Genomic DNA, 22,047 nt, shown 5'->3' on the forward strand with positions numbered 1-22,047 from the left:
ACGGTCTCCGGGTTCCCGCGCCCTTCGCCCTTATGCGGACACTTCTAACCAGATCCCCACATTCGGCGCTTCGTCAGCGGCTTCCGGTAGCTCCCCGCCCGGCTGGTGGTGAGCCCCAGCGTCACCAGCGACTCCGCCAGCTTCACCGCGGCGCCGACCCCGTCCACGACCGGAACCCCGAGCTTCTCCCCCACCGTCCGCTGCAACCCCGTCATCCCGGCGCAGCCGAGGACGAGGACCTCGGCGCCGGCGTCGCGGACCCGTTCGGCCGCCGCCAGGAACGCGGCCTCCGTCCGTCCGGGGTCACCGGCGAGGTCCAGGACCCCCAGCCCCGTTCCGGCCACGGCCACGCAGTTGCGGGCGACCCCCGCCGTCTCCAGGCTGTCCTCGATCTGCCCGCGCGAGCGGTCCAGCGTGGTGACGACGCCGTAGCGGCGGCCCAGCAGGCAGGCCAGATGGGCCGCGGCCTCGGTGATGTCGACGACCGGGACGTCCAGCAACTCCCGTGCGCCCTCCCGTCCGTGCTCGCCGAAACCGGCCATGACCACCGCGTCGTACGGCGGGCCCGGGTAGGTCCGCAGGGCGTCCAGGACCGCCGCCGCCGACAGGTAGCTGTCCAGCCAGCCCTCCGCCGACTCGGGGCCCCAGCTCGGGGTCAGCCCGGTCACGGCGGTGCCCGGGCCTGCGGCGGCCCGGGCACCTCGCACGATCTCCTCGGTCATCTCCTGCGTGGTGTTGCAGTTGGTGACGACGATCCGCACGTCCGTCAGGCCTCCTCGGTCTCGGGGGTCCGGTCGCCCCGGCACAGCGCCAGGTACAGGCCCGCGGACAGGGCGGTGCCGATGAACCAGGAGTAGGGCGCCACATCGCTGAAGGTCTTCACCAGCGCGAACACGCCGGCGACCGCCGCCGACGGCAGGAACGCCCACAGCGCCTTGGGGTTGACGCCCTTGCGGTAGTGGTACGGGGACCCGGGCGTCGCGTCGAAGAGCTGTCGCACGTCGACCCTGCCGCGCTTGATCGCGTAGTAGTCGACCATGATCACGCCGAACAGGGGTCCCAGGAAGGCTCCGAGGCCGCCCAGGAAGTAGTTGACGACGGAGGGGTTGGAGAAGAGGTTCCAGGGGGTGACGAGGAGCGCCGCGACCGTGCTGATCAGGCCGCCGACCTTGAAGGTGATCTTCTGCGGCCAGACGTTGGCCAGGTCGTACGCCGGTGAGACGAAGTTGGCGACGATGTTGACGCCCATGGTGGCGACCGCGAAGGTCAGGGCCGCCACGACCAGGACCCAGGTGTTGCCGACCTTGGCGACCAGTTCGGCGGGGTCGGTGATGGCCTCGCCGAAGACCTCCAGCGAACCCGCCGTCACGATCACCGAGACGACCACGAACGCCGTGGAGTTGACCGGCAGCCCCCAGAAGTTCCCGCGGCGCACGGTCCGGTAGTCGGGGGCGAAGCGGGAGAAGTCGCAGAAGTTGAGCATCAGCGTGCCGTACGTGGCGAGGATCAGGCCGATCGCGCCGAACCACTGGCGCCACTGCTCGCCGGTGGAGACCGGGTGCGGGGTGGAGGTGAGCGAGATGGTCCAGTGGGCCTTGGCGAGGATCCAGACGGCGAGGGCGATCATGACCAGCCAGATCGCCGGGCCGCAGAAGTCCTGGAACTTGCGGACCGACTCCATGCCCCGGCTGATGATCGCCGCCTGGATCAGCCAGAGCGAGACGAACGAGATCCAGCCCAGCGTGTCCAGGCCCAGGAAGGAGGTCTCCGTCAGGGACTTCAGGCCGGGCCAGGCCGCCAGCAGCATCACGTTGACGGCGACGGACGCCAGGTAGGTCTGGATGCCGTACCACATGATGGCGATGACGGCCCTGATCAGCGCGGGGATGTTGGCGCCCCAGACGCCGAAACTGATCCGGCTGACCACCGGGAACGGCACTCCGTGGCGCTGGCCGATCCTGCCCATCCAGTTCATGCCGACGTAGATGAGCACGAAGCCGACGAGGAGGGAGGTGAAGACCTGCCAGACGTTCATGCCGAGGACCAGCAGGCCGGCGGCGAAGGTGTAGTTGCCGAGGTTGTGGACGTCGGACATCCACATGGCGAACAGGTCGAAGACCTTCCAGTTCCGCTGCTCGGCGGGGGCGAGGTCGTCGTTGGTGAGCCGGGGGTCGGGGACGAACGCGGGTGCGCCGGTGGCTTCGGCGCGGTCGGCCAGGGACACGGAGCCTCCAGGACTTCGGGGCGGGGAGGGAGGGACGGCCGCGGGGTGCCGCCGTCGGGTGCCGGGGTGGGCTGCATGGGCTGCTGCGTGCGTTTGGTATACCAAACTGCCGTCATGGTCCTCCCGTCAAGCGTCCCGACCGATGTCCGTCCCGTTACGGCTCCGTGAAAGCCCCCTCGGGTCGGCGAAAATGACCTCATGGGCTCCCCCACGACGAAGACCGAACCCCTGGGCGCGGTACGCGAACGCGTCCTCGCCACCCTGCGGCAGGACATCATCGAGGGCCGACTGGCACCGGGTGACCGGCTGGTCGAGCGGGAACTCGCCGAACGGTTCGGGGTGTCCCGGGTGCCGGTCAGGGAGGCGATCCGGGCCCTGGTCGCCGAGGGGTTCGTGCTCTTCGAGTCGGCCCGCCGTACGGTGGTGCGCCGGCTGACCCCGGCCGACGTCAAGGAACTCTTCGAACTGCGCGAGGCGTTGGAGGTCTACGCGGCCGGTCTCGCGGCCTCGCGGGCGACGCCCGAGGCGCTGGCCGAGCTGCGGGAACTGCTCGACCAGGCGGCCACGGCGACCGATTCCGACGACGCCGAGACGATCACCGACGTCAACACCCGCTTCCACGACCGGATCCTGGGCCTGGCGGGCAACAGTCTGCTCATCTCGGTCATGGAACCGGTCGACGGCCGGCTCCGCTGGCTCACCCGACGCAACGAGGAATGGCCCCAGCTCCTCACCGAGCACCGCGAGTTGTACGACGCGATCGCCTCCGGCGACCCGGACCGCGCCCGCACCGTCGCCCTCGCCCACGTGCGGGCCAACCACCGCTCGACGGTGCGGCACCTGTTCGGCGAGGAGACCGGCCACTGACCGTGCCGGGGGTGGCAGTCGCCCGGTCGCACCGACACGGTCGCCGCCCCGGGGCGCCAGCTCGGGCCGGGGCCGGGGGGCGGCGGGCTCGGGGCCGGCGGGACGGTGAGCAGCAGGCCGGTGGGGTTCGGGGTCGGCGGGACGGTGGCGGAGGGCCCGCACGTGGGCGAGGGCGACGGTGCGGTGGCCGGTGGGGGCGGGCTCGGGTCGTCCCCGGCCGCACCCAGGCCCCTCCGGTCGCCCGGGTCAGAGCAGGCCGGCTGTCTGCGCCGCCGTCCGGAGTACTCCACGGAGCATCTCGGGGGTGAGGAGACCCGTGAAGGTGTTGCGCTGGCTGACGTGGAAGCAGCCGAAGAGCTCCAGGCCGCCCAGGTCGACCCGGGTGCCGTGGGCGAAGCGCGGGCGGGGCCTCGGCACGGTCCAGCCCGCCGCGGCGAACGCCGGCAGCGCGGCCTGCCAGCCGAAGGCGCCGAGCACGACCGTGGCCCGCAGTGTCGGCCGCAACAGTGCCAGCTCTTCCACCAGCCAGGGGCGGCAGGTGTCCCGCTCCGCGGGGGTCGGCTTGTTGTCGGGCGGCGCGCAGTGCACCGGCGAGGTGATCCGCACGCCGTACAGCCGCAGACCGTCGTCGGCACTGACCGCCGTCGGCTGCGAGGCGAGCCCGACGTCGTACAGCGCCTGGTACAGGACGTCACCGGAGCGGTCGCCGGTGAACATCCGGCCGGTGCGGTTGCCTCCGTGCGCGGCCGGGGCGAGGCCGATGATCAACAGCCGGGCGTCGGGCGGTCCGAAGCCGGGGACGGGTCGGCCCCAGTACGTCCAGTCGGCGAACGCCGCGCGCTTGGTACGCGCCACGTCCTCCCGCCAGGCGACCAGCCTGGGACAGGCACGACAGGCGCTGACCCGGTGATCGAGGTCGGCGAGAGGGGAGCGCTGCATGCTTCAACGGTAGGGCCGCCGGGGTGGGGGCGTGCTTCCGCCGGGTCCGGATCGGGGACGGGGGGTGACTGATCGTGCGTTCCCCGCGGCTCCTCGGGGCGCGTTAAGGTCGGGACATGTCTTCTCAGGACGTGCACGACAGCCCCGGCCCCGCCGAGCAGGCACAGGGCGCCGAGGCTCTCGATCCCGCCGCCGTCGCCGCGGCGGTCGCCGCCGCCGAGGCCGCCGCGCCGGGGCCCGGGGAGACCGTGCGGATCGACAGCTGGATCTGGGCGGTGCGTCTGATCAAGACCCGCTCCATGGGAGCCACCGCCTGCCGGGGCGGGCATGTCCAGGTGAACGGTGAGCGGGTCAAACCCGCCCACTCCGTGCGCGTCGGTGACGAGGTCCGGCTGCGCCAGGAGGGGCGGGAACGCGTCGTCATCGTGAAGCGGCTGATCCGCAAGCGGGTCGGCGCCCCGGTCGCCGCCCAGTGCTACGTCGACAACTCCCCGCCGCCCCCGCCCCGCGAGGCGGTCGCCCCCATCGGTCTGCGCGATCGCGGCACCGGCCGCCCCACCAAACGCGACCGTCGCGAGCTCGAACGGCTCCGCGGCCTCGCCGGGCCGGCAGGGGGCCTGGGCAGGCCGGGAGGCACGGGCCCGGCGAGCGGTGGGCGCCCCGGCGGTCGGTGATCCACCGGGGCGCCACCAGGCTCGGCCAGGGCCAGGGAGGGTCCGGCTCCGGACCCTCACATCCGTCCCCGCACCAGTCCCCACAGGCGCGCGTTCTGTTCCCGCCGGGCCCACGCGATCAGGACCAGCGGCACCAGCAGGATCAGCGGGGTCGCCGCGTTCTGCCCGTCGAACACGGTCAGCTGGACGATGAACGCGCCCACCATGAGCCCACTGAGCGCCATCCCCGCCACGGACTGCAGCACCGGTGTCAACAGGGCGATCGCACCCGCCAGTTCGAGCGCGCCGATGGCGTACATGCCCGCGCTGCCCCAGCCGATCCTGTCGAAGGACTCCACGGCGGCCGGATACGCGATCAGCTTGGGCAGTGCGCTCGCGACGGCGTAGAACAGGGCGAGCAGCACCTGCAGCGCCCGCAGGGCGAGGCGGGCGGCACGGCGTGGGCCCGGCTTCGCGGCTCCGGTGACGGTGGAGGGCACGGGGGCGGCGGACGGGGCGAGGGCGGCGGGAGCGGCGGTCTCGGACATGAGGTTCTCCTGGGGCAACGGTCTCTGCTGCTGTCACAGAGGTAGACCCGCCCGCTGCGGAGAACTCATCGCTGCCGCCGTCGATTTCCAGGTTTCCGCTATGCCGCGCCGAACCGGCGACGGGTCTCCTCGTCGGCAGGCAGGAACGTCTCCAGGTGCAGCCCTTCGAGGGCCGCGTCGGTGGCGGTGCTGAGCGTGGCGGAGGTGCTGAAGAACCGGAGCGGGCTGCCGTCCACGTCGATTTCCAGGGTGATGACCGGTCCCGTGCCGGTGACGGCGGCATCGGATGTGCCGAGGTACCCGGCGATCTCCCCGGCCAGCTCGTGGAGACGCTGGTCGTGGGTGCGTTCGGCACGGTGGCGCACCTGCTGGAGCAGATGGCCGCCCCACTGCGCGAGGTTGCCGATCCGGTCGGCCAGCCCGTCGGGATGCAGACAGACCCGGACCACGTTGACCGGTGGCTCCAGCAGTTCCGGCGCGCAGCCGGCCAGCAGCTGATCGACGGCGGCGTTGGCGTCGACGATGTCCCAGTGCTCGTCCAACAGCAGGGCGGGGTAGGGCAGATGAGCGTCGAGGAGCCGGCGCAGGCCGTCCATCACCACCGCGACCGACGCGTCGTCCAGTTGGTGGTCCTGGTAGCGCGGTGCGTAACCGGCGGCCAGCAGGAGCTGGTTGCGATCGCGCAGCGGCACGTCCAGGTTGTCGGAGAGGTGCATGAGCATCTCCGGTGTCGGGTGGGCCTTGCCGGTCTCCACCCGGCTCAGGTGCCGGGTGGAGACCCGCGAACGGTTCGACAGCTCCTGCTGGCTGAACCGGCGTCGTTCACGCCAGGTCCGCAGCAGTGCACCGACGGGCGGGACTTCGGTCGCAACGCTCATGTCCGCGAGGCTCATGTCCGCGAGTCTAGGGCGCCGTGTCCGGGCCGCCATGACCTGTGAGGTCATGGATCGGATGAGCGGCCGGGGATCAGGATGTGGGACATCAGCCGATCGAGACGAACGGAGAGACGAACATGAAGGGCATCGTCCAGCAGTACCTGGCCACCTGGAACGCGACCGGTGAGGAGCGGGCGGCATTGCTCTCCGAGCACTGGTCGACCGAGGCGACCTACACGGACCCGCTGGCCGAGGTCCGCGGTCACGAGGGGATCACCGCGGTCGTCGACGGGGTCCAGGCGCAGTTTCCGGGGTTCGTGTTCACCCAGGTCGGTGAGGCAGACGCCCACCACCGCCAGGTGCGGTTCCAGTGGGGCCTGGGTCCGGAGGGAGCCGAGCCGCTGGTGATCGGTTTCGACGTCCTGGTGCTGGACGAGTCGGGCCGCATCCAGGACGTGCACGGCTTCCTGGACAAGGTGCCGGCATGACGGCGCCGCTCGGTTACGTGGTGGGATACCTGCGGAACGTCGACCTCGGCCCGGAGATCGCGGAGTACATCGAGCGGATCGAGGCCACGATGGCACCGTACGGCGGTCGCTTCCTCGTGCACGGCGGACGGCTCGTCGAGCACGAGGGCACCTGGAACGGCGACATCGTGATACTCGAGTTCCCCGATACGGCCCGTGCCCAGGAGTGGTACGAATCGCCTGACTACCAGGCGATCCTGCCGCTCCGCACGGAGCGCGCGACCTCGATGGTCGCCCTGGTCGAGGGAGTACCCGACGACTACCGCGCCAGCGACAAGATCTCGCAGCTGTTCCCGCTCCCGAACGCCCCGGCGAGCTGAGCGCGGCCCGCGCCCGGGGGCCGGGGCCGGCTACGTCCGGGGGCAGGCTAGGGCGTGTTGTGAAAGTCCCGTCGTCCGCCCGGAGGGCGGGCCGCGCGGCGTCAGGTGCGTGCTCCGGGGGTCCCCCCGGCCGGAGGCCGGGGGGAGCGTGCATGGCGTCGCGCGGCAGGCGGGACTTTCGCAACACGCCTCAGGCCGCCGGGGCCTGCCGGGCCGCGGGTATCGCCCGTACCCAGGTCCCGTCCTCCGTCAGATACTCGGCCACCTCCAGTCCGGCCTCCGCCAGCGCGTCCTCGAACTGCTGCCTCGTGAGCGGCCTGGCCAGGAACGTCTGCGTCCAGGCCGCGTCCGGGAAGTCGTACTCCACGTGTACCGAGTTCACCCCGTCACCGACCGGCTCGGCCGACACGATCCGCACGGTGCAGCCGCTGGGGTCGACCCGCTCCCTGGGCAGGTCGGCGTGGTGGTCCGCGCCCTCCCGCTGGATGAGGACACAGCCGCCGTCCGCCACATGGGACGCGCAGGTCCGCAGCATGCCCTGGCGTACCGCCACGTCGCCGGCGTGCACCAGGAACGACGCGAGCAGCACCACGTCGAACCTCTCGCCCAGGTCGAGCGCTTCGATGGTGCTGCGTATCGTGCGCGCCCCACGGACGCGTTCCAGCATCTCCTGCGACTCGTCGACCGCGGTGACCGTGAACCCGCGCTCCAGGAGCGGGTGCGTCATCCGTCCCACCCCGCAGCCCAGCTCCAGGATGCGGGCGCCGGCCGGTACCGCCGCCTCGATGACGTCCGGCTCGCTCCCCACGGCCAGCCGCGAGTAGAGCTCCACCGCACAGCCGTCCGGGGTGATCGCGCCCGGACCCGTCCCCTCGTAACCCTCACGCATGTCGACCGTCATGCCCGAAGAACGGCCGGGCACCATGCGGCCGTTCCCGGGCACCGGCGGTTCACTCGTTCGAGTCGTTCGGTGTCCGACGGGAACTTTCCCGCGGCACCGGGAGGCTGACGGCCGGTCGGATCACGCCGTGCGCCGTCACCGTTCCCACGGGAACCATCCGTGCCCGATGTACCAGTGGCCGCCGGCCCGCAGCCGGTCGCCGACCGCCCGCTCCAACGACGTACGCCGGGGCAGGTCAGAGGCCGGTAGGTCGGGGTCACCGAAGACGAAGGCGACCGGCGTGGTGTCGGCCGGTTCCCGGTCGTCCCAGCCGGGCCGGAACCGCTCCTGGAACCGGATGATGTTGGAGTCCGCCGGGAGGTGCCGCCGCAGCTGCGGATCGAGCAGCCAGGAGTGGCAGGTCGCGACGACCGGCTTCTCGTCCGGGAAGTACCGGGCGAAGAACTCCCGGGCCCGGAGCACGGAACGGTCGCAGGCGGCCGGGGTGAGCGGTCCGAGGAAGTCGGGGATGTGCAGGTTCAGACTGGGAGCGGCGGCGACGACCGGGGTTCCGGCGCTGGTGATCGCCTGTGCCGTACGGGTGCCGAGGCCCGCCCGCTCGTACTGCAGCCGCCCCAGCTGATAGAGCCTGCCGCAGAAGTGGCGGGTGAGCCAGTGGGCCTGGCGGACGCCCAGCCCGCCTCGGCCGTACCGTCTGCGGTGCAGTGCCATGCCGCGGCCGAGGTCGGTGAGCGTCATTCGGGTGATGTCGCCGGGGATGCCGAGTTCCCGGTGCGCGGCGCGCACGTGGGGCACCGCGACGAGGAAGGCGTACACGAGGAAGTACTCGCCGAGGGCGGCCGGGGCGTGGGCGGCCCGGTCCCCGAGCCCGGCCGGGTCGTCGGCCTCCCGGACGACGCTGGTCACGTCCTCGGCGCACTCGTCCAGGAGCCGTCGTACGCCGGGATCGGCGGTCACGGTCCGCAGGCGCGCGGTCACCTCGTTGATGTCCTCGTGCGGCACGGCGAGGTCGAGGAGCAGGTCGGGCAGGTCGTCGGCGTCCGGCAGCACGAGGTTCCCCTTCCCCCCTTTGGTGAACGTCCTCGTCGAAGAGTACGTTGCTGGGAGGAGTGGTGATCCGCGATGCGTACAGGCAGTGAACCGGTCACCGCGCGCAGTCCGCTGCGGGCGCGGTTGTGGCTGAGCGTGTGGGGAATCGTCTGGGCGGTCTTCGGCACGGCGGTGTTCGCGGTCGTCGGACGTCCCGGCTGGGCGGCGGCCTGCGGGGTGCTGTGGCTGGTGGCCAGCGTCGACCTGGCTCTGATCGTCAGGCACCTGCGGCAGGGGCCGCACTACCAGCCGGGCCGTGATGTGCCGCCGTACCGGCCGGTGGACGCCCCGCCGTTGCGGCGCCCGCCGCGGCATCGGCACCCCTGAGCACGTGTCCTGCGCGGTCGGCGGTGAGCGGCCGGCCGCCGCGATGAGCCGTGCGCGAACGTCCGCTCACGTACCGCTGTCGAATCGGGCCGCCTTCAGGTACTCCGGGTTCGGGTCCAGCGCGGCCGCCAGTCGGAAGTGACGTATCGCGAGGTCGGAACGGCCCTGGCGTTCATAGGTGCGGGCGAGCGCGAAGTGGGCGAACGCGTTGTCCGGCTCCCGCTCCAGGACGATGGTGAACTCCAGCTCGGCGGGCCGCAGTTGCGCGGCGGCGAAGAACGCACGCGCGCGCAGCAGCCGGGCGGCGGTGTTCTCGGGGTGCGCGGCGATCACTCCGTCGAGGAGTTTCACCGCGCCCCGCGGGTCCCGTGCGTTGAGCAGCTGCTCGGCGGCACGGAAGTCGATGACATGCGTCTCCGGAGTACGTCCGGTCGAACCGCTGGTCTCGGGCACGGCAAAGTCCTTCCCTCGCTGAAGCGGTTCAACGCGCGGACGGGTGTCCGCTATTTCGTGGCCCGCTTCCCGCTAGGGCCTGTCGTCACATTCCCGTCGTCGCCCGGAGGGCGGCCCTGCGGCGTCAGGTGCGTGCTCTGGGGGTCCCCCCGGCCGAAGGCTGGGGGACTGCCGGGCCCTGGCCCACGTACTGGATGTACTTGGGTCTGGGCCCGGTGCGGCGAGTGGGGGTCCCCCCGGCCGGAGGCTGGGGGAGCGTGCATGGCGTCGCGGAGCAGGCGGGAATGTGACGACAGGTCCTAGCTCGGAGCCGCCTGCCGTGCGCGGCGCACGAGGTCCGCCCACACCTGCGCGACGCGCTGCCGCAGCGCGTCCAGCGGCACGTCGTTGTCGATGACGATGTCGGCGATCTCCAGACGCTTCTCCCGGGTCGCCTGCGCGGACATGCGCGCGCGTGCGTCCTGCTCTGTCATGCCTCGCAGCCGGGTGAGCCGGTCGAGCTGGGTCTCGGGGGCGGCGTCCACGACCACCACGAGGTCGTAGAGCGTGGCGAGGCCGTTCTCCGCGAGGAGCGGGACGTCGTGGATCACCACCGCGTCGTCGGCGGCCGCCTGCTCCAGCTCTCGGGAGCAGGCGCCCACGAGGGGGTGCACGATCGAGTTGAGTACGGCGAGCCGCTCGGGGTCGGCGAAGACGATCGCGCCCAGCTTCGGCCGGTCCAGGCTGCCGTCGGCGGCCAGCACGTCCGGACCGAAGGCGTCGACGACGGCCCTCAGGCCGGGGGTGCCGGGCGCGACGACCTCACGCGCGATGCGGTCGGCGTCGATCAGGACGGCGCCGTGCCCGACCAGCAGCCGTGACACCTCGCTCTTGCCGGCGCCGATCCCGCCGGTGAGGCCAACTTTCAGCATGCCCCGAAGCTTAGGGCCTGCCACCGACACCGCCTTGGACAGGGCCCGGATCCGGGGAAGCCCTAGTTGTCGCCCTCTCGCTCCGCGAGGAAGCGTTCGAACTCCAGGCCGATCTCGTCCGCCGAGGGGATCTCCACCGGCTCGGCGAGCATGTTGCCCCGGGTCTCGGCGCCCGCGGCCGCGTCGTACTGGTGCTCAAGGCCCTGCACGAGCGCGGTGAGCTCCTCGTCGCCCTCCTGGACCTGGCGTTCGATCTCCGTCTGCGTGCGGTGCGCGTCCGTGCGCAGGCCGTGGGCGATGCCGGGGAGCACGAGTCCGGTGGCGCCGGTGACGGCCTCCAGGACGGTCAGGGCGGCGTCCGGGTAGGGCGAGCGGGCGATGTAGTGCGGGACGTGCGCGGCGACGCCCAGGACGTCGTGGCCCGCCTCCATGAGGCGGTACTCGAGCAGCGCCTCGGCGCTGCCGGGCACCTGGGCCTCGTCGAAGGGGCTGCGGTGGCCGGGGACGAGGTCGGTGCGGTTGCCGTGCGGGGTGAGACCCACCGGGCGGGTGTGCGGCACGCCCATCGGGATGCCGTGGAAGTTCACCGACAGGCGCACGCCGAGCCGTTCCACGATCTGCCGCACGGCCGCGGCGAAGCGCTCCCACTCGACGTCCGGCTCGGGGCCGGAGAGCAGCAGGAACGGCGCGCCCGTGGCGTCCTGGACCAGCCGGACCTCGATGCCGGGCTCCTCGTACTCGGTCCAGCGGTCCCGCTTGAAGGTCAGCAGCGGGCGACGCGCCCGGTAGTCCACGAGCCGGTCGTGGTCGAAGCGGGCGACGACCTGGTGGGGCAGCGAGTCGAGGATCCGGTCGACGATCTGGTCGCCGGTCTCACCCGCGTCGATGTATCCGTCGAAGTGGTAGAGCATGACCAGACCGGCCGACTCCTGGGCGAGCGCCATGTCGACGACGGCCAGGCCCTTCGGCTCCCATGCGTACAAACCCTGCGGATCAAGCACTGTGACCGCTCCTCCTCGTGTTCGTACGTGACAACGCACCGTCCGACGCGGGCATTCCTGATCAGCCGGCCTCCCGTGGCCTTTTCCCACTGGGGCAGCAGGGCAACTACCGGGGGCTGCCGGGAAGTTCCCGGGACACACCCGTGCGATGCCTCGGAACACGCCGAAGGGCCCGCACCTCGAAAGGTGCGGGCCCTCGGTGAAGCGGCTAAGCCCAGGGGGCCGGCGTCAGCTCTGGCCGCCGGCCAGCTTCTCGCGGAGCGCGGCGAGCGCCTCGTCCGAAGCGAGCGCGCCGGAGGTGTCCGCACCCTCGGAGGAGTACGAACCGCCACCCGCGGCCGGAGCGGCACCCGCGGCGTCGCCACCCTCGGCGGCGGCAGCGGCGTCGGCCTCGCGGCTCTTGATGACCTGCTGCTGGTGCTGCTCGAAGCGCTGCTGCGCCTCGGCGTACTGGTGCTCCCACGCCTCGCGCTGGGTCTCGTAGCCCTCGAGCCAGTCGTTGGTCTCGGGGTCGAAGCCCTCGGGGTAGATGTAGTTGCCCTGGTCGTCGTAGGACGCGGCCATGCCGTACAGGGTCGGGTCGAACTCGACCGTGGCCGGGTCGGCACCGAAGGCCTCGTTGGCCTGCTTCAGCGAGAGGCTGATGCGGCGGCGCTCGAGGTCGATGTCGATGACCTTGACGAAGATCTCGTCGTTGACCTGGACGACCTGCTCCGGGATCTCCACGTGGCGCTCGGCCAGCTCGGAGATGTGGACCAGACCCTCGATGCCCTCGTCCACGCGGACGAACGCACCGAACGGAACCAGCTTCGTGACCTTGCCGGGCACGACCTGGCCGATCTGGTGGGTGCGGGCGAACTGCTGCCACGGGTCTTCCTGGGTCGCCTTCAGCGACAGGGAGACACGCTCGCGGTCCATGTCGACGTCGAGGACCTCGACGGTGACCTCCTGGCCGACCTCGACGACCTCGGACGGGTGGTCGATGTGCTTCCAGGACAGCTCGGAGACGTGGACCAGACCGTCGACGCCACCCAGGTCCACGAAGGCACCGAAGTTGACGATCGAGGAGACCACACCGGAACGGACCTGACCCTTCTGGAGGGTCGTGAGGAACGTCTGGCGGACCTCGGACTGGGTCTGCTCCAGCCAGGCACGGCGGGACAGGACCACGTTGTTGCGGTTCTTGTCCAGCTCGATGATCTTCGCCTCGAGCTCCTTGCCCACGTAGGGCTGGAGGTCGCGGACGCGGCGCATCTCGACCAGGGAGGCCGGGAGGAAGCCACGGAGGCCGATGTCGAGGATGAGACCACCCTTGACGACCTCGATGACGGTACCGGTGACGATGCCGTCCTCTTCCTTGATCTTCTCGATGGTGCCCCAGGCACGCTCGTACTGGGCGCGCTTCTTCGAGAGGATCAGGCGGCCTTCCTTGTCCTCCTTCTGGAGGACCAGGGCCTCGATCTCGTCACCGACGGCGACGACCTCGTTCGGGTCGACGTCGTGCTTGATCGAGAGCTCTCGGCTCGGGATGACACCTTCGGTCTTGTAACCGATGTCGAGCAGGACCTCGTCCCGGTCGACCTTCACGATGACGCCGTCGACGATGTCGCCGTCGTTGAAGTACTTGATCGTCTCGTCGATCGCGGCGAGGAAGGCTTCCTCGTTACCGATGTCGTTGACCGCTACCTGCGGGGTGGTGGCGGTGGTCTCGGTGCTGCTCGTCATGTGGGAAAGGGCTCCGGTACGGACATTGAAGTCGTAGGTACTGCTTACGCCGGGAGCCCGTTTCGCTCTGATGAAGACCGGACAGCCAAGGAAGCGCCACACAAAACCGCTGGTGGCGCCTCGAAAACCGAGGGGACATACAACAGATGCGAGCGCAGCCTGCTACGTCTGAGGTGCGCAGGCCCGCAGCGCAACTTGTAGCATACGGGGGCAGCCGGGCAGGGTCAATGCGCGAAGGCGCACACCCGGGGCGGATCGCCGCATACCCGGCACAAGAACCGTCCCGCGAGGCCACGCAGGTCCGGAAAACCTCTTCCGCGACGCCCCGCCGACGGGTTGCAGGGAAGAGTACGACGAGGGAGCCGATCATCCAAGAGCCCGATTCGTTCGACCTCGAACCGGAAGCCACCCGGCGGACCGCCGGGGCCGCCGAGAGCAGCAGGGCCAACCGGGGCTGGTGGGACCGCAACGCCGACGAGTACCAGATCGAACACGGCACGTTCCTCGGCGACGACCGTTTCGTGTGGTGTCCGGAAGGCCTCGACGAGGTGGAGGCGGAGCTGCTCGGCCCGCCGGAGGAGCTGAAGGACAAGGACGTCCTGGAGATCGGCGCCGGCGCGGCCCAGTGCGCGCGCTGGCTGGCCGCCCAGGGTGCGCGGCCGGTCGCCCTGGACCTCTCGCACCGCCAGCTCCAGCACGCGCTGCGCATCGGCGGATCGTTTCCGCTCGTCTGCGCGGACGCGGGCGCGCTGCCCTTCGCGGACGCCTCCTTCGACCTGGCCTGCTCGGCGTACGGCGCGCTCCCCTTCGTCGCCGACCCGCGTCAGGTGTTGCGCGAGGTGCACCGGGTGCTGCGTCCCGGCGGCCGTTTCGTCTTCTCGGTCACCCACCCGATCCGCTGGGCGTTCCCGGACGAGCCGGGACCCGAGGGCCTCACGGTCGCGAGCTCCTACTTCGACCGCACCCCGTACGTCGAGCAGGACGAGGACGGTCGCGCGGTGTACGTCGAGCACCACCGCACGCTCGGCGACCGCGTCCGTGACATCGTCTCCGCGGGCTTCCGGCTCGTCGACCTGGTCGAGCCGGAGTGGCCGGCCTGGAACACCTCCGAATGGGGCGGCTGGTCCCCGCTGCGGGGCGGTCTCGTCCCGGGCACGGCGATCTTCGTGTGCGAGCGTGCGTGACGGAGCCCTCCGCCCAGCCGGCGCGCACGCGCGGCGTGAAGGGCGTTCACGAGGGCGTACGACACTAGGGGCGTGATCCGTTACGACGCCTTGGACGCCCTGCCCGTACGACAGGCCCTGCCCGGTCTGGACGACGCACTGGCCGGGCACGGCACCGCCGTCCTGGTGGCGCCGCCCGGCACCGGGAAGACGACGCTGGTGCCACTGGCGCTGGCCGGGCTGCTGGACCAGGGACCGGCGCGGCGGGTGGTGGTGGCCGAACCGCGCCGGATCGCCGCCCGCGCGGCGGCTCGGCGGATGGCGTGGCTGCTGGGTGAGCAGGTCGGGCGGAGTGTCGGCTACACCGTGCGCGGCGAGCGGGTCGTCGGGCCACGCGCGCGCGTGGAGGTCGTCACGACCGGTGTGCTCCTGCAGCGCCTGCAACGCGACCAGGAGCTGTCCGGTGTCGACGTCGTCGTCCTCGACGAGTGCCACGAGCGGCATCTGGACGCCGACACGGTGGCGGCCTTCCTCTGGGACGTACGGGAGACGCTGCGGCCGGAGCTGCGCCTGGTGGCCGCTTCGGCGACCACGGACGCCGAGGGCTGGGCCGGGCTGCTGGGCGGCGCGCCGGTGGTCGAGGCGCGCGGCGTCTCGTACCCCGTGGACGTGGTGTGGGCGCCGCCGGTGCGGGCGGTGCGGCCGCCGCACGGGATGCGGGTCGACCCGGCGCTGCTGACGCATGTGGCGTCGGTGGTGCGGCGGGCGCTGGCCGAGCGGGACGGGGACGTGCTGTGCTTCCTGCCGGGTGTGGGCGAGATCGCGCGCGTGGCGGGGCACCTGGAGCACCTCGGGGACACCGAGGTGCTCCAGGTGCACGGCAGGGCGCCGGCCGCGGTGCAGGACGCGGTGCTGGCGCCCGGGGAGCGGCGTCGGGTGGTGCTGGCGACGGCGGTCGCCGAGTCCTCGCTGACCGTCCCCGGGGTACGGGTGGTCGTCGATTCCGGGCTCGCGCGGGAGCCGCGGGTCGACCACGCGCGCGGGCTGGGCGCGCTGGCGACGGTACGGGCGTCCCGTGCGGCCGGGCGGCAGCGGGCGGGGCGAGCCGGGCGTGAGGCGCCGGGGGCGGTGTACCGCTGCTGGTCCGAGGCCGAGGACGTGCGTCTGACGGCCTTTCCGGCGCCGGAGATCAGGGTGGCCGACCTGACCGCGTTCGCCCTTCAGGCGGCCTGCTGGGGCGATCCCGAGGCCACCGGGCTGGCCTTGCTGGATCCGCCGCCGGGCGGGGCGATGGCGGCGGCGCGGGCCCTGCTGACGGCGATCGGGGCGGTGGACACCGCCGGGCGGGCCACGGAGCGGGGGGCACGGTTGGCCCGGCTGGGTCTGCACCCCCGGCTGGGGCGGGCCCTGGTGGACGGAGCCGCGGCGGTGGGGGCGGAGCCGGCCGCGGAGGTGGTGGCGCTGTTGAGCGAGGAGGTGCCTCGGGAGTACGGGGACGACCTCGGGGCCGCCCTGCGGCGCGCGCGGCGCGGGGGCGACGCCTACGCCGGGAGGTGGCGTGCGGAGGTCCGGCGCCTCCGGGGCGCCTTCACCGAACTCGCCCGCCCGACGGGCCGCGCCTCATCCCCGGAGGGCGAGGCCGGTGGCGGGACCCAGGCCGGGGCCGGGACCGGGACAGGGACCGGTGCCGGGGCAGCAGGCGGGGTCCGGGCCGGAGGCGGCGCCGGGGCCGGAGGCGGGACCGGGGCCGGAGGCGGGACCGGGGCCGGAGGCGGGACCGGGGCCGGAGGCGGCGCCGGGGCCGGAGGCGGCGCCGGGGCCGGAGGCGGCGCCGGGGCCGGAGGCGGGACCGGGGCCGGAGGCGGGACCGGGGCCGGAGAGGGGGGTTCTGGGGATCACGTTGCCGGGCTCGTCGTTGCGCTCGCCTTTCCTGAGCGGATCGCCCGGGCCGACGGCGGCTCTCATCTCATGGCCTCCGGGACCCGTGCCGAGCCCCGCGAGGGATCACCGCTGCGCTCCGCGCCCTGGCTCGCCGTAGCCGTGGCCGACCGGCCCGTGGGGAAGGGGCACGCGCGCGTGCAGCTCGCGGCGACGGTGGACGAGGAGACCGCGCGTAGCGCGGCCGGTCCCCTGCTCGACACCCGGGACGAGGTCCGCTGGGCGGACGGGGACGTGGTCGCGCGGCGGGTGGCCCGGCTCGGGGCGATCGAGCTGGCGGTGCGGCCGCTGCGGGACGCCGACCCCGCCCTCGTACGCGACGCGCTGCTCGACGGGCTGCGACAGGAAGGGCTCGGCCTGTTGCGGTGGACGGCGGACGGCGTCGCACTGCGGCAGCGGCTCGCGTTTCTCCGGCTGCGGGTCGGGGAGCCCTGGCCCGATGTCGGCGACGACGCGCTGCACGCGCGCGTGGCCGAGTGGCTGGAACCGGAGCTGAGCAGGGCCCGGCGGCGGGCCGATCTCGGGCGCCTCGACGCCGGGGAGGCGCTGCGGCGGCTGCTGCCGTGGGCGAGCGGGGAGGCGGGGCGGCTGGACGAGCTGGCGCCGGAGCGGATCGCCGTACCCAGTGGGTCGCGGATCCGGGTCGATTACGGGAACCCCGAACAGCCGGTGCTCGCAGTGAAGTTGCAGGAGATGTTCGGGTTGCAGGAGTCGCCCGCCGTGGCAGGGGTGCCGGTGCTGGTGCATCTGCTGTCGCCGGCCGGGCGGCCCGCCGCCGTCACCGCCGACCTCGCCTCCTTCTGGCGGGACGGCTACCAGGGCGTACGGGCCGAACTGCGGGGGCGCTACCCGAAGCACCCCTGGCCCGAGGACCCCGCGGGCGCCGAACCCACCCGGCACACCAACGCGCGGCTCAGGCGCTGACCGGTTCGGGGACGTCGGCCGGCGACGGCCGCGGGTCGGCGGGACGGCGGCCGACTGCCTCCAGGTACAGGGCGAGCGCGAGCAGCGCGATACCGAGGGAGAGGAAGCCCCAGGGGAGGTAGGAGGTCAGCAGCAGGACGATGGTGCGGTTGTGCTTGACCAGGGCGACCGTGTGCTCGACGTAGTCCTCGCGCATCTTCACGTCACCGGCGAAGGCGGTCACCTTGGCGCGCCCGCCGAGCAGGGTGCCGCCGCGCAGTTCCTCCTGGTGGATCTCCTCGCCGTTGACGGGTGCGCCGGTGACAGGTTCCACCCAGAACTTGCGGACCGTGGTGTACCAGCGGGTGGTGCCGGTCCTGGCGACCGACTCGGGGGTGATGCCCTGCACCGGCATCTTCTTGGGCAGGGCGACCCGGGTCCACGGGACGGTCTGTTCGAAGTAGTAGACCTTGACGCCACGGAAGGTCCGCGTGCCCTTGTAGTGGATGGGGTTGGTGGTGCGGGTCTGCGCGTCGAAGTACTCGTAGTCCCGTTTCTCCGTCAGGAAGGGCCACTTGAACTCGATGCCGTCCCGTTTCACCGGGTCGCCGTCGACCATCTCGCCGGTGGCGTGGACGGGTTCCTGGCTGTGGGCGTCGAAGATGTACCGCTCGGGGATCTCGGAGACCATCTTGCCGTCGGGTCCCTGGACGTAGGACAGGCCGTCCCAGACGACGACGTCCCGCCCGGCCGTCTTCTCGATCCGCTTCGCGGCCGCCACGTCGCCCTTGAGGGTCTGCACGATGGTGACCCGGGGGACCTTCTTCGCCTTCATGGTGCCGTAGTCGAGCAGCGTGGCGTTCTGCGCCACCATGACCACGGCCTGGTACTGGTTCGCCGGGATCTTGGCCAGGCGCGGAAAGGCGTACCAGCGCAGCAGCGGGGACAGCGCCGCGAAGAACACGGCGCAGGCGAGCAGGACCAGACTGGCCGTGCGGCGCATCTCGGCCTCCCGGGGCGGCGGTTACGGGTGTGCGGGCACCGTCGTGAGCAGCGGCTCGGGGGACGTCTTTCCGGTCGGCGCTCCCATGGCACTGACGGTCACCACCAGGACCACCGCGAGAACGAGGCCGGTCGCGGCGGCGATCAGGGCGCGCATGCGAGACCTCCCTGCGGACGGTTTCCTGATGGTTCGTCAGGTCTGGGCACGGTAGCAACGGGAGGACGAGATGAGAACACGTCGCACACGGCCGTACGACGGCGAGGGCGCCGTCCCGCGTCGGCGGGAGGGCGCCCTCGTGGTCGTACGGCCGGGTCGGCGGATCAGGGCGTGGCGGAGGCGGACGGACTCGCCGAAGCCGAGGCGGAGGCCGACGCGGAGGCGGTCGGCGACGGGCTCGGCGAGGCGTCCGCCGCGGCCACCGTCAGTTCCACGGTGAGCGTCGCGCCGCCGGTGGTGGTGATGCGCAGCAGGAACGTGCCGGTGGTGTCGTCCGCGTACAGCTTGGGCAGCGTGAGCAGACCGTTCGCGTCCGTCTGGAGGCTCGTGAGGGTACGTACGGCGTTGCCGTCGGCGTCCTTGAAGTACGGACCCTTGTCGTCGGTGCTCGGGTCGTCCGCGGACTTGATCAGTGTGGCGGTGGCGGCGACCTTGCCGGCGACGGCGCCCTTGTAGGTGGCCTTCACCTGGACCTGGTCGGCGAACTCGCCACCGGGGGTGCAGGTCAGCGCGGTGTCGCTGGTGCGGGCGAGGGTGTCCGCGGTGCGCGCGGTGACGGTCGCGGCGTAGTCGACGCCCTTCACCGTACGGCCGACCACACTGGCGCGGACCGTGAAGTCGCCGGTCTTCTCGCCCGCCTGGAGCGCCGGCGCGACGGCGACTCCCTTGCTGTCGGTGACGACCGTGGCGGTGTTCTCGCCGCCGGTGAAGGTCGTGTCCGTGTCCCCGACGATGGTGAAGCGGACGCGCACCTTGGCGACGGTACGGCCGACCTTGGTCTCCGCGCGCGTGCTGATCCTCTTGGCGAACGCGTCACCGGCCGTCGCGGTGAGTTTGGCGGTGCCCGCGTCCTCCAGGTGGTCCACGCTGTCGGTGGCCGTGGGCGGCAGGCTCGGGGGCGTGCTCGGGGTGCCCGGGGCGGGCTCGCCGGGGTGCGGCGTGGAGGTCCCCGGCGTGCCGGGCGCACTGGGCGACGGGGAGGTGGTCGCGCCGCCCGAGCCACCTGAGCCCGAGCCCGAACTCGAGCCCGAGCCGACACCCGAGCCGGAGCCGCTGCGGTGGGAGGGCACGGTGCCGGTGCCGTTCGGGACCGAGTGGGTGCCCTTGCGGTAGAACTCGTACCAGGACAGGACCAGATTCAGGTAGTCCTGTGAGTTGTTGTAGCTGAGGATCGCGCTGTTCATGTCGGCCTGGACGGACAGGTCCCAGCCGTTGCGGCACAGGTAGTGCCCGGCGGCGAGCGCCGCGTCGTAGACGTTGTTCGGGTCCTTGACGCCGTCGCCGTTGCCGTCGCGGCCCGCCCACGCCCACGTCGACGGGATGAACTGCATCGGGCCGACGGCCTGGTCGTACTGACTGTTGCCGTCGTACTTGCCGCCGTCGGTGTCCTTGATGAGCGCGAAGCCGTTGCCGTCGAGTTCGGGGCCGAGGATCCGGTGCAGCGTGTTGCCCTCGGCGTCGACGTCACCGCCGCGGGCCTGGCCGGACTCCACCTTGCCGATGGCGGCGAGCAGTTGCCAGGGCAGGTTGCAGCCGGGCTTGGAGGCGCGCAGTTCCGCCTCTGCCTTCTGGTAGGCGTCCAGGACCGTGGCGGGTATGCCGGCTTCGGCCGCGCCCCGGGAGACGGCGGTGCCGATGCTCGACGAGGAGGCGGTCGGACTGGCACTGGGGTTGGGGCTGTTCAGCGGCGGCAGGTCCGTGTAGTAGGGCGAGTTGCCGGTGGCGCCGCCGGCCGCTCCGCCGTCCCCGGCAGCGGTGGTGCTGGCGCCGGCGTTGGCCTGTCTGCCCGTGTCCGCGTTCGTGACACCGGGAGCCTGGGACGCGGACAGAGCCGCCACCGCCAACGCGGCCGCGGCGGTGGTCGCCGCCCCCTTGCGCAGCCGCCTGCCGAATTGCGCCGCCATAGTGGTGAACCCCTCCCCTGGACGCCTTCTGGGCGCCCGTCTCCGTCTGCCTGCTCGCCCTGGTGTGACGATGGACCCGGTGCTGTGGTTGCCCCCGTTGCCTCTTTCGGGTTGTGAGGTCGTGCACCCGGCCGTACGCGCCCCGGGCTGCGACCCAGGCGACCCTACGACAACTTGCTTTCCACCGACACCCGCCGGTGCCCGTTTTTCACCAGTTGGCCATCCGCCGTTGAACGACGGTGGTGTCACGGATACTTGTCGTACGCGATCACTGTTCGGCGCTCCGGCCGACGACTGCTCCAGGGGGACCGGTGCCGTTCACTCTCAGCCACGCCGCCGCCGTGCTGCCCGCCGTGCGCGGTGACGGGACCGGCCGCGGGCGGCTGGTGCCGGCGGTGCTCGTCGCGGGGTCGTTCGCTCCCGATCTCACCTTCTACGCGGCGAGCGCGGTGCCGGACGCGATGGCGTTCGGCGGCTTCACGCACTCCTTCACCGGGGTCCTCACCGTGGACGTGCTGTTCTCCTGGGCGCTGGTGGCGCTGTGGCTGCTGGTACGGGAGCCGCTGGTGGCGCTCCTCCCCCGGGCTCGGCAGGGGCGGCTCTCTGCTCTGCTCCACTGCGGTGCGCCACGCGCGCGTGCCGGGCTGCGGCTGACGGCCCGGTGGTACGTCTGCGCCGTGCTCGGCGGTCTCACCCATGTCGTCTGGGACGCCTTCACGCACCACGACCGCTGGGGCAGTCGGCTCGTCCCCGCGATCGGCCGGAACGTCGCCGGAGTGCCGCTGTACACCCTGCTCCAGTACGGCAGTTCGGCGGTGGGGGCGGCCGTTCTCGCCGTGTTCCTGGTACGCGCGGTACGGCGGGCGCCGGACGGGGAGCCGGTGGGGGTGCCGCAGTTGTCGGTACGGGACCGGTGGTGGGCCGGGGCCGCGCTGGCGGGCTGCGCCCTGCTGGCGGCGGTGCAGCGGGCGACGCGGTGGTGGGAGTACTGGGGGGCCACGGCGAAGCCCTGGGAGCTGTTGCCGACCGTGCTGTTCGGAGCGGGCGCGGGGCTGCTGCTGGGGGTCGTCGGATACGCCGTGGCCGTCAGGGTGTGGCGTCCGGTTCCGGTGGCCGAGGTGCGGCGGAGCCGGGCCGCCGTTCGATGAGGGTGGCCACGAACACGGTCATGGTGCGGGGGCGGCGCGGGCCGGGGAGCGCGGTGAGGACCAGCGCCAGGTAGCCGCGGCCGAGGTCGAGCCACTGACGCGGGCCGGGACGGGCGCGGAGCCGCCGGCGGAGGCGGGTGACCGTGCGACGCGCGGTGGCGGCGAGGTCGGCGGGGATGCGGGCGGAGCTGGCGTCGGCCGCCTGGGCCGGGGCCGACGGAACTGCCGTGACCTGTGCCGCGGCGGAGCGGGCCTTGGCCGGGGGCCTGCTCTGGGGCGTCCGGCGGTGAACCATGCGTATACCCATGGCCGCATCCTTGCCGGTGGCGATGGCTAGGGCGTTCTGGCGGGGTCCAGGTGAGTGACGGGCTCCGCGGGCCCGCAGGGCCGGGGCGACGGCACTGGGCCCGCC

General features: G+C 72.3%; 23 protein-coding genes. 8 read left to right on the forward strand and 15 right to left on the reverse strand.

The genetic code is table 11. From position 1 onward, the window contains the following. Positions 1 to 44: 44 nt before the first annotated feature. Positions 45 to 761, reverse strand: coding sequence for an aspartate/glutamate racemase family protein (locus ACZ3KP_RS26450; RefSeq protein WP_467502170.1), 717 nt, complete (start codon positions 759 to 761; stop codon positions 45 to 47). 5 nt (positions 762 to 766) lie between these two features. Further along, a complete protein-coding gene (locus ACZ3KP_RS26455; protein WP_467502172.1) occupies positions 767 to 2,224 on the reverse strand; it encodes an NCS1 family nucleobase:cation symporter-1 in 1,458 nt (485 codons plus the stop codon). A gap of 198 nt (positions 2,225 to 2,422) precedes the next feature. On the opposite strand from ACZ3KP_RS26455, the gene ACZ3KP_RS26460 reads away from it, so the two are divergent. Then, positions 2,423 to 3,091, forward strand: a complete 669-nt coding sequence (locus ACZ3KP_RS26460; protein ID WP_467502174.1) for a GntR family transcriptional regulator — start codon at positions 2,423 to 2,425, stop codon at positions 3,089 to 3,091. Between the two features lie 246 nt (positions 3,092 to 3,337). On the opposite strand, the gene ACZ3KP_RS26465 is transcribed toward ACZ3KP_RS26460, so the two are convergent. Next, complete coding sequence (locus tag ACZ3KP_RS26465) at positions 3,338 to 4,030, reverse strand: uracil-DNA glycosylase (protein ID WP_467502176.1); 693 nt, start codon at positions 4,028 to 4,030, stop codon at positions 3,338 to 3,340. Between the two features lie 116 nt (positions 4,031 to 4,146). Between ACZ3KP_RS26465 and ACZ3KP_RS26470 the strand changes: the two genes are divergently transcribed. Beyond that, complete coding sequence (locus ACZ3KP_RS26470) at positions 4,147 to 4,704, forward strand: RNA-binding S4 domain-containing protein (RefSeq protein ID WP_358975474.1); 558 nt, start codon at positions 4,147 to 4,149, stop codon at positions 4,702 to 4,704. Positions 4,705 to 4,760: 56 nt separating this feature from the next. Here ACZ3KP_RS26470 and ACZ3KP_RS26475 read toward each other — a convergent pair whose 3' ends face one another. Next, a complete protein-coding gene (locus ACZ3KP_RS26475) occupies positions 4,761 to 5,231 on the reverse strand; it encodes a DoxX family protein (RefSeq protein WP_467502178.1) in 471 nt (156 codons plus the stop codon). A 98-nt stretch (positions 5,232 to 5,329) separates the two neighbouring features. Continuing rightward, complete coding sequence (locus tag ACZ3KP_RS26480; RefSeq protein WP_467502181.1) at positions 5,330 to 6,124, reverse strand: helix-turn-helix domain-containing protein; 795 nt, start codon at positions 6,122 to 6,124, stop codon at positions 5,330 to 5,332. 119 nt (positions 6,125 to 6,243) lie between these two features. Here ACZ3KP_RS26480 and ACZ3KP_RS26485 point away from each other — a divergent pair, with 119 nt between their 5' ends. Both ACZ3KP_RS26485 and ACZ3KP_RS26490 read left to right on the forward strand, forming a co-directional pair. Next, positions 6,244 to 6,594: a nuclear transport factor 2 family protein gene (locus tag ACZ3KP_RS26485; protein ID WP_467502183.1), complete on the forward strand. Its 351-nt coding sequence runs from the start codon at positions 6,244 to 6,246 to the stop codon at positions 6,592 to 6,594. After that, entirely contained in the window at positions 6,591 to 6,953 is a 363-nt protein-coding gene (locus ACZ3KP_RS26490; RefSeq protein ID WP_467502185.1) for a DUF1330 domain-containing protein, read from the forward strand. The genes ACZ3KP_RS26485 and ACZ3KP_RS26490 overlap by 4 nt, the downstream gene beginning before the upstream one ends. Before the next feature lie 190 nt (positions 6,954 to 7,143). On the opposite strand, the gene ACZ3KP_RS26495 is transcribed toward ACZ3KP_RS26490, so the two are convergent. Further along, positions 7,144 to 7,842 (reverse strand): class I SAM-dependent methyltransferase, encoded by a 699-nt coding sequence (locus ACZ3KP_RS26495; RefSeq protein ID WP_467502423.1) that lies wholly within the window; start codon positions 7,840 to 7,842, stop codon positions 7,144 to 7,146. A gap of 147 nt (positions 7,843 to 7,989) precedes the next feature. After that, positions 7,990 to 8,904, reverse strand: coding sequence for an acyltransferase domain-containing protein (locus ACZ3KP_RS26500; RefSeq protein ID WP_467502187.1), 915 nt, complete (start codon positions 8,902 to 8,904; stop codon positions 7,990 to 7,992). 72 nt (positions 8,905 to 8,976) lie between these two features. Here ACZ3KP_RS26500 and ACZ3KP_RS26505 point away from each other — a divergent pair, with 72 nt between their 5' ends. Then, entirely contained in the window at positions 8,977 to 9,270 is a 294-nt protein-coding gene (locus ACZ3KP_RS26505) for a DUF6343 family protein (RefSeq protein WP_358975490.1), read from the forward strand. Between the two features lie 66 nt (positions 9,271 to 9,336). On the opposite strand, the gene ACZ3KP_RS26510 is transcribed toward ACZ3KP_RS26505, so the two are convergent. The 4 genes from ACZ3KP_RS26510 to rpsA form a co-directional block, all read right to left on the reverse strand. Next, a complete protein-coding gene (locus tag ACZ3KP_RS26510; RefSeq protein WP_358975493.1) occupies positions 9,337 to 9,723 on the reverse strand; it encodes a tetratricopeptide repeat protein in 387 nt (128 codons plus the stop codon). 299 nt (positions 9,724 to 10,022) lie between these two features. Beyond that, positions 10,023 to 10,634: a dephospho-CoA kinase gene (gene coaE / locus ACZ3KP_RS26515; RefSeq protein WP_467502190.1), complete on the reverse strand. Its 612-nt coding sequence runs from the start codon at positions 10,632 to 10,634 to the stop codon at positions 10,023 to 10,025. A gap of 62 nt (positions 10,635 to 10,696) precedes the next feature. Further along, on the reverse strand, positions 10,697 to 11,635 hold the full coding sequence (locus tag ACZ3KP_RS26520; RefSeq protein ID WP_467502192.1) for a PAC2 family protein: 939 nt from the start codon (positions 11,633 to 11,635) through the stop codon (positions 10,697 to 10,699). A 228-nt stretch (positions 11,636 to 11,863) separates the two neighbouring features. After that, a complete protein-coding gene (gene rpsA / locus ACZ3KP_RS26525; RefSeq protein WP_046729628.1) occupies positions 11,864 to 13,360 on the reverse strand; it encodes a 30S ribosomal protein S1 in 1,497 nt (498 codons plus the stop codon). Positions 13,361 to 13,587: 227 nt separating this feature from the next. Between rpsA and ACZ3KP_RS26530 the strand changes: the two genes are divergently transcribed. Further along, a complete protein-coding gene (locus ACZ3KP_RS26530) occupies positions 13,588 to 14,544 on the forward strand; it encodes a class I SAM-dependent methyltransferase (protein WP_467502194.1) in 957 nt (318 codons plus the stop codon). A 72-nt stretch (positions 14,545 to 14,616) separates the two neighbouring features. Beyond that, the gene (locus ACZ3KP_RS26535) at positions 14,617 to 17,385 is read left to right on the forward strand and encodes an ATP-dependent RNA helicase (RefSeq protein WP_467502195.1); all 2,769 of its coding nucleotides are present in this window, start codon (positions 14,617 to 14,619) and stop codon (positions 17,383 to 17,385) included. Here ACZ3KP_RS26535 and pgfA read toward each other — a convergent pair. The 3 genes from pgfA to ACZ3KP_RS26550 form a co-directional block, all read right to left on the reverse strand. Next, positions 17,375 to 18,367, reverse strand: coding sequence for a cell envelope lipid trafficking protein PgfA (pgfA, locus tag ACZ3KP_RS26540; protein ID WP_467502197.1), 993 nt, complete (start codon positions 18,365 to 18,367; stop codon positions 17,375 to 17,377). The two genes, ACZ3KP_RS26535 and pgfA, sit on opposite strands and share 11 nt — an antisense overlap. 21 nt (positions 18,368 to 18,388) lie before the next feature. Continuing rightward, on the reverse strand, positions 18,389 to 18,523 hold the full coding sequence (locus ACZ3KP_RS26545; protein WP_467502199.1) for an SPW_0924 family protein: 135 nt from the start codon (positions 18,521 to 18,523) through the stop codon (positions 18,389 to 18,391). 164 nt (positions 18,524 to 18,687) lie between these two features. After that, entirely contained in the window at positions 18,688 to 20,487 is a 1,800-nt protein-coding gene (locus tag ACZ3KP_RS26550; RefSeq protein WP_467502201.1) for a lytic transglycosylase domain-containing protein, read from the reverse strand. A gap of 311 nt (positions 20,488 to 20,798) precedes the next feature. Between ACZ3KP_RS26550 and ACZ3KP_RS26555 the strand changes: the two genes are divergently transcribed. Continuing rightward, complete coding sequence (locus ACZ3KP_RS26555) at positions 20,799 to 21,635, forward strand: DUF4184 family protein (RefSeq protein ID WP_467502203.1); 837 nt, start codon at positions 20,799 to 20,801, stop codon at positions 21,633 to 21,635. On the opposite strand, the gene ACZ3KP_RS26560 is transcribed toward ACZ3KP_RS26555, so the two are convergent. Beyond that, complete coding sequence (locus ACZ3KP_RS26560) at positions 21,574 to 21,942, reverse strand: hypothetical protein (RefSeq protein ID WP_467502204.1); 369 nt, start codon at positions 21,940 to 21,942, stop codon at positions 21,574 to 21,576. The genes ACZ3KP_RS26555 and ACZ3KP_RS26560 overlap by 62 nt on opposite strands. Between the last annotated feature and the right edge of the window lie 105 nt (positions 21,943 to 22,047).

This window comes from Streptomyces sp. NPDC020958 (assembly GCF_055562175.1).

Coding starts and splice junctions, on each gene's coding strand:
- ACZ3KP_RS26460 (WP_467502174.1), top strand. CDS start 2,423: ATGGGCTCCCCCACGACGAAGACCGAACCCCTGGGCGCGGTACGCGAA.
- ACZ3KP_RS26465 (WP_467502176.1), bottom strand. CDS start 4,030: ATGCAGCGCTCCCCTCTCGCCGACCTCGATCACCGGGTCAGCGCCTGT.
- ACZ3KP_RS26470 (WP_358975474.1), top strand. CDS start 4,147: ATGTCTTCTCAGGACGTGCACGACAGCCCCGGCCCCGCCGAGCAGGCA.
- ACZ3KP_RS26475 (WP_467502178.1), bottom strand. CDS start 5,231: ATGTCCGAGACCGCCGCTCCCGCCGCCCTCGCCCCGTCCGCCGCCCCC.
- ACZ3KP_RS26480 (WP_467502181.1), bottom strand. CDS start 6,124: ATGAGCCTCGCGGACATGAGCGTTGCGACCGAAGTCCCGCCCGTCGGT.
- ACZ3KP_RS26485 (WP_467502183.1), top strand. CDS start 6,244: ATGAAGGGCATCGTCCAGCAGTACCTGGCCACCTGGAACGCGACCGGT.
- ACZ3KP_RS26490 (WP_467502185.1), top strand. CDS start 6,591: ATGACGGCGCCGCTCGGTTACGTGGTGGGATACCTGCGGAACGTCGAC.
- ACZ3KP_RS26495 (WP_467502423.1), bottom strand. CDS start 7,842: ATGCGTGAGGGTTACGAGGGGACGGGTCCGGGCGCGATCACCCCGGAC.
- ACZ3KP_RS26505 (WP_358975490.1), top strand. CDS start 8,977: ATGCGTACAGGCAGTGAACCGGTCACCGCGCGCAGTCCGCTGCGGGCG.
- coaE (WP_467502190.1), bottom strand. CDS start 10,634: ATGCTGAAAGTTGGCCTCACCGGCGGGATCGGCGCCGGCAAGAGCGAG.
- rpsA (WP_046729628.1), bottom strand. CDS start 13,360: ATGACGAGCAGCACCGAGACCACCGCCACCACCCCGCAGGTAGCGGTC.
- ACZ3KP_RS26530 (WP_467502194.1), top strand. CDS start 13,588: ATGCGCGAAGGCGCACACCCGGGGCGGATCGCCGCATACCCGGCACAA.
- pgfA (WP_467502197.1), bottom strand. CDS start 18,367: ATGCGCCGCACGGCCAGTCTGGTCCTGCTCGCCTGCGCCGTGTTCTTC.
- ACZ3KP_RS26545 (WP_467502199.1), bottom strand. CDS start 18,523: ATGCGCGCCCTGATCGCCGCCGCGACCGGCCTCGTTCTCGCGGTGGTC.
- ACZ3KP_RS26550 (WP_467502201.1), bottom strand. CDS start 20,487: ATGGCGGCGCAATTCGGCAGGCGGCTGCGCAAGGGGGCGGCGACCACC.
- ACZ3KP_RS26560 (WP_467502204.1), bottom strand. CDS start 21,942: ATGGGTATACGCATGGTTCACCGCCGGACGCCCCAGAGCAGGCCCCCG.